This window comes from uncultured Dialister sp. (assembly GCF_900538805.1).
Taxonomy (GTDB): domain Bacteria; phylum Bacillota; class Negativicutes; order Veillonellales; family Dialisteraceae; genus Dialister.
Genome location: NZ_UPZP01000129.1, coordinates 1 through 5,080 on the forward strand (window position 1 = coordinate 1; position 5,080 = coordinate 5,080).

At 49.3% G+C, this 5,080-nt stretch carries 9 protein-coding genes; 7 read left to right on the top strand and 2 right to left on the bottom strand.

Features of this window, described 5'->3' with window-relative positions:
• The first annotated feature begins 447 nt into the window (after positions 1 to 447).
• From QZQ29_RS08790 to QZQ29_RS08805, 4 genes are all read left to right on the top strand, one after another.
• On the top strand, positions 448 to 984 hold the full coding sequence (locus QZQ29_RS08790) for a DUF4236 domain-containing protein (protein WP_296962423.1): 537 nt from the start codon (positions 448 to 450) through the stop codon (positions 982 to 984).
• A 6-nt stretch (positions 985 to 990) separates the two neighbouring features.
• Entirely contained in the window at positions 991 to 1,164 is a 174-nt protein-coding gene (locus QZQ29_RS08795) for a hypothetical protein (RefSeq protein WP_296962425.1), read from the top strand.
• Positions 1,165 to 1,812: 648 nt separating this feature from the next.
• On the top strand, positions 1,813 to 2,004 hold the full coding sequence (locus QZQ29_RS08800; RefSeq protein WP_296962428.1) for a type II toxin-antitoxin system HicA family toxin: 192 nt from the start codon (positions 1,813 to 1,815) through the stop codon (positions 2,002 to 2,004).
• Between the two features lie 5 nt (positions 2,005 to 2,009).
• Positions 2,010 to 2,426, top strand: coding sequence for a type II toxin-antitoxin system HicB family antitoxin (locus tag QZQ29_RS08805; RefSeq protein WP_296962430.1), 417 nt, complete (start codon positions 2,010 to 2,012; stop codon positions 2,424 to 2,426).
• Between the two features lie 57 nt (positions 2,427 to 2,483).
• Here the strand turns inward: QZQ29_RS08805 and QZQ29_RS08810 are convergent, their stop codons facing one another.
• The gene (locus tag QZQ29_RS08810; RefSeq protein WP_273187333.1) at positions 2,484 to 2,795 is read right to left on the bottom strand and encodes a type II toxin-antitoxin system RelE/ParE family toxin; all 312 of its coding nucleotides are present in this window, start codon (positions 2,793 to 2,795) and stop codon (positions 2,484 to 2,486) included.
• Positions 2,785 to 3,045, bottom strand: coding sequence for a type II toxin-antitoxin system Phd/YefM family antitoxin (locus QZQ29_RS08815; RefSeq protein ID WP_296962434.1), 261 nt, complete (start codon positions 3,043 to 3,045; stop codon positions 2,785 to 2,787). The genes QZQ29_RS08810 and QZQ29_RS08815 overlap by 11 nt, the downstream gene beginning before the upstream one ends.
• A 246-nt stretch (positions 3,046 to 3,291) precedes the next feature.
• On the opposite strand from QZQ29_RS08815, the gene QZQ29_RS08820 reads away from it, so the two are divergent.
• The 3 genes from QZQ29_RS08820 (at position 3,292) to QZQ29_RS08830 (ending at position 4,980) form a co-directional block, all read left to right on the top strand.
• The gene (locus tag QZQ29_RS08820; RefSeq protein ID WP_296962436.1) at positions 3,292 to 3,474 is read left to right on the top strand and encodes a hypothetical protein; all 183 of its coding nucleotides are present in this window, start codon (positions 3,292 to 3,294) and stop codon (positions 3,472 to 3,474) included.
• A 917-nt stretch (positions 3,475 to 4,391) separates the two neighbouring features.
• Positions 4,392 to 4,694, top strand: coding sequence for a type II toxin-antitoxin system RelE/ParE family toxin (locus QZQ29_RS08825; protein WP_296962438.1), 303 nt, complete (start codon positions 4,392 to 4,394; stop codon positions 4,692 to 4,694).
• Between the two features lie 13 nt (positions 4,695 to 4,707).
• Positions 4,708 to 4,980, top strand: a complete 273-nt coding sequence (locus QZQ29_RS08830) for a helix-turn-helix transcriptional regulator (protein ID WP_296962441.1) — start codon at positions 4,708 to 4,710, stop codon at positions 4,978 to 4,980.
• Positions 4,981 to 5,080 lie beyond the last annotated feature (100 nt).

The window sequence follows — 5,080 nt, forward strand, 5'->3', positions numbered from 1 at the left end:
ACCAGGATTCCCTACCCATCAAGGTGGGCAATGGAAGTATTTAACTTCATGCCCTACACTTACTATACGAGGATGACAGGTGGAGGCGGGAAGGGAAGCGGAGAGCAGACTTCCACCTCCGGGGGAAGTACCGCCGCAGGCGGGGATAGGGGTGCATTTCCATCGGGCGAAGCCTGGTTTGCATGTTTTCCATCGCGCCAAGGGCGCGGTTGTGAAGGTTTTATTATAAGAGGCGGCCTTATATGAATTTAATGGCCGCCCACATCCTGTCGCTGCCAGGCGGCCTATAAAACTTCATCGCCGAAGGCGCCACCACAACCCTTCCCCCTTTGGTACCTAGCGGTACCACCTTTCCCCCGCAAGCGGTGGCACAATGAACCCTCTGGCCGAAGACCGGTTAATCTTAAGAACCTTTTTCCACGAAAAACATGCCAGAAAGGAGACCCTATGGGATTTCGATTTCAAAAACGAATCAAAATACTTCCCGGAGTGACGGTGAACCTGGGGAAGCGGGGCATCAGCACGTCCTTTGGCGTCCGCGGGGCGCGGGTGAATATCGGAAGGAAGGGCGTGCGGTCGACTCTTGGAATCCCGGGCACCGGGATTTCTTATACGAAGTATGAGAGTTATAAAAAGAAGAACCCTGTGGCGGAGAAACCGTATCTCACCGAGTGTCCCAGCTGCGGTCACCATCTGCGGAAGTACTGGGACTGCTGCCCCGCCTGCCACGCTCCGCTTGCTCCTTACTATAAGGAAGAGGCGGCGCCTTCTCCGGACACCGTGGTCTGTCCTCGCTGCGGAGGAACCATCCGCGCGTCCGGTACGGTCAATTTCTGCCCCCTCTGTGGATGCCCGCTGGCAAAGGGACAGCAGGCAGGAGGAAATCCGCCGCTCCCTGCGCCGCCTGGGGAGGAAAGCCACCGGGGATTCTGGGCGTTTCTTTTCTTTATTATCGTTTTCATAGTGATAGCTCTGGCGCTGTAGGAGGTTATGATGAAAATAAAATTCCGGAAAAAAGAAATCCCCTGTCCCAAATGCGGTTCCGTACACACCGTGCCTATTCTATACGGCCTTCTCACGGAAGAGGCTATAAAGGAAGTAGAAAAAGGAAAAGCCGCCATGGGCGGCTGTATGGTATCTAGGGAAGCACTGATTAATTCGTAGAGTCTGCTTTTATAAGAATTTTTATGCACTGCTTCGTCATAGGACTCCTTAAATAGCTCGCTATTCGCGTCGTCCCATTCCTCGCATTGCATAAAAATTCTAGAATAAAAGCAGACAACGATTTAATCAGCGCTTCCCTAATGACAGCCCAAGGAGGAAGTGCCTAGACTGTGGATATAGGTGGAAATAACACGCGCAGCCGCAAAGCAGCTGGGATCGAAGATTGGGATTGGGATCGAGGGGCTGCGCCACATTGTCATTTCGACCGTAGCGAAGTGGAGTGGAGAAATCTCCCTGTTATACTGTGGCTGGTAGCTAGTGGCTGGTGGCTGGGAAAACCATACAACCACCCTGAAGGGCGGGGGAAAGGCGGCCCCCTTTGGTGGCTGGCGCCACCACCTTCCCATCGGAGGAAGCGTGTCACTGGATTCTCAGTCGACTGCGTCTCCTTACGAATCCAGTTCCCTTGCCACCCGCTTCGCGGTGGGACTATGGGTACTCAGCGTTGTGCTGCATGATTCGGATGGAAGTGTAGAGCGGTTTATTCTGCCCCTTTCAGGGATCATAACCGTCGAGGGCAATGCAGTCTGAATCATTTATTTGCTATGCGCATAAATGTGTATTATAATAAATACAGGAGCTGGTGATATGAAAACATCTGAGTTGATTAAGATTCTTAAGAGTCACGGATGTGTATTTGTTCGCAGTGGAGGAAATCATGATATGTGGTACAGCCCTATCACGAATCGTCAATTTCCTATCGGCCGCCATTCGAAGGAGGTCAAGACCGGCACGGCTAAGGCAATCTTAAGACAGGCCGGTATTTCTATGGAGAGGTGAGTCATATGAAGTATATATTTCCTGCCGTTTTTACACCTGCTGAGGAAGGCGGGTATCTTGTAAATTTCCCTGACATTACGGATCATACTTCCTATGCCTGCATGACTGAGGGGGATACGCTGGAGGAGGCGCTGGATATGGCGTCGGATGTGCTGAATCTGACTCTGTGGTCTATGGAGGAGGACGGAGCGCCGGTTCCACGGGCCAGTGCCATGCAGGAAATGAAGGCTCCGGAAGGGGGCTTTGTGAATCTTATCTCTGCCGATACCCAGGCGTATCGGGAGAAATATGATACCAGGGCGGTGAGAAAGAATGTGACCATCCCGCACTGGCTTGATGTGCTTGGGACAAAGAACAAGGTTAATTTTTCAAAGGTCCTTCAGGACGCTTTGATGAAGGAACTCCATGTTCATCGTGCGTAGGGAAATGTAAAAAAGGCAGGAAGTGTCGGAGCACTTCCTGCCTTTTGCATTCATTTATTATAATTTCATTCTGTAGTTTTCAAGCATATGGAAAAAGCCTGCTATATAAACAATATCTTCATTAACGCGATAAATAACAATGTAGTCATGTTTATAAAGAGAGAATTTGCGGTATCCTTTTGCACGAAGGTAACTATCCTCACAAAAGGCGAAGCTGGCAGCATCCTTTTCCAGGGTATTGTAGACGTGGAGAATATCGTCCAGAATATCAGCAGCGGCTTTCGGATTTTTCAGTACTTCAGTTACATATGCTATGGCCTTTTCGATTTGCTTCTCTGCCTGCTCAGCGATCAGAAGTTTATAGACCATATTTCTTCCTCAATTCCGCCAGTGCTTCTCTGGCCGGTGCCACCTTGCCTTCTGCTATCTGGGCTTCAGCAGTTTCCAGTTCCCGGTAGAGGCTTTCTTTTCGGCGCATTTCTTCGTACACTTCCATGCTCATAAGCACCATGTCTCCGTAGCCGTTTTTCGTAACAAAAACCGGTTCATGGGAGCTGTGGCAGAGTTCAGACATTTTTCCTGTGTCCTTCAGGTCTTTGATGGGGATAATCTTAGGCATAAAATCACATCCTTTCTATACCGCTATTATACCATAATTGTGGCAGATAAAATGGATACACCCTGCGGGCGTGGATTAGATGTTAGAAGTCAGAAATCAGATGTCAGACTGCGCTGCGTACTTCCCACTGTCATTCCGGGTCGCGGAGCGGCTACTTAACATTTCCTTACATAAGTCTTACATAAGTATTATAATATAACTGGAGATCGGAATGATTCCAATGGTCTTACAAAGGAGGTCTTTATCATGGAGAAAGTGGATAAAGAAATCAAAAAAGGCGTGGTATTGGATGAGGAGATCACCGAGGGAGTGGAGAACCTGAAAAAGGACAGCCCGGCGGCTGCGTATAAAGCTGAAAAGATTCTGGAAACCCAGGATACAGTCTTCAATAATAAAGGTTCCAAGATTCCCAGCGATTCTGACAGGTAAGTTGTCATTGGTATGATATGTTTTTCCCTGATGCCCTATGGTGTCAGGGAATTTTTTTATGGACATGCCTTGCGGGCGTGAAGGTTCACAGTGTTCAAAAGGTTCTAAGGTTTGACGCGCCTATGGCGCGAGGGTTGTGGTGGGCGGCTGCGCCGCCAGTTTGTATAAAACCTTTACAACCGGGCTGTCGTCCGGGGAAAACAGGCAAACCGCCCTGCGGGCGGGGAAAACCATACAACCGCGCCTTTGGCGCGAGGGAAATACACCCCTATCCCCGCCTGCGGCGGTACTTCCCCCGGAGGGGGAAGTCTGCTCTGCACTTTGCCTTGATTTCATATGTTGTGAAAAGCATTACGGTGATTAGCCACCTCCGGGGGCTACCCCCCTATCCGGCTTCGCCGGACTTCCTCCACGGGAAAGCATGTCACTGGATTTTCGGGTCGCTTTGCTTCCCTACAAATCCAGTTCCTTTGCCACCCTATTCAGGGGGCAGAATAAACCGCTCTATGCTTCCCCACAGAGACATGTGGCACAATGCCTAGCGTCCATAGTCCCACCGCTGGCGGGTGGGAAGGTGGTACCGAAGGTACCAAAGGGGGAGGCATTTCCATCGGGCGAAGCCCGGTTGGCCTGTTTTCCCTTTCGCCCGCAAGGGCGGTTGTGAGGGTTTTATCATAAGAGGCGTCTTATACGAATTAAAAGACGCCCACCACCCACCGCCGATAGGTGGCCACAACCTTCGGGGACAAAGGCCCGTCCACCTTCCCTCTGAATCCTATAACCCTTTCTCCCTTCTGAAGCTTTCTGGTAAATTTTATTCGTCTTGCTCATATTCCTTTCTTGATATATAATATATCAAGAAAGGAATATTTCTTATGGAAATTAAATTCTACGAGGACTAGACCGGACGGGTTCCGGTGAAGGAGTTTTTAGACGGCTTAGACATTAAGATGCGGCAAAAAATGCTTCGTTCGATTCAGGCCCTGCAGGATATGGGTATTTCTCTTCGAATGCCGTTGTCAGAATCGTTGGAGGATGGCATTTTTGAGCTTCGCGCGAAATCAGGCACAAATATCAGCCGTGTTATGTATTTCTTCATTATTGGAAATCGAGCGGTCCTGACGCATGGCTTTATTAAGAAAACACAAAAAACGCCGAGACGAGAGCTGCAGCGGGCGAAAGATATCCGAGCGGATTATTTCAGGCGCTTTGGAAGGTAAGGAGGTGAGTGTAATGGATGATTTCGACAGATATCTGAAAGAACAGATGAAGGATCCTGATTTCAAAAAGGAATGGGATGATCATGAGCTGGAGTACCGGCTGATGATGATGGTGCTGAAAGCACGGAATGAACAGCATCTTACGCAGTCAGAGCTGGCAGAGCGTACCGGCATCCGTCAGTCTAATATCAGCAGGATTGAAAAGGGTCAGTCATTACCCTCGATTGCTACTCTGAACAAGATTGCCCATGGTCTGGGGAAGGAGCTTGAAATCAAATTTATTTGAGTGCTAGGGAAGCGCTGATTAAATCGTTATCGGATTTCATTCTTGTATTTTTATTTAATGCAAGGAATAAGTCGACGCGAATAGCGAGCTATTTAAGGAG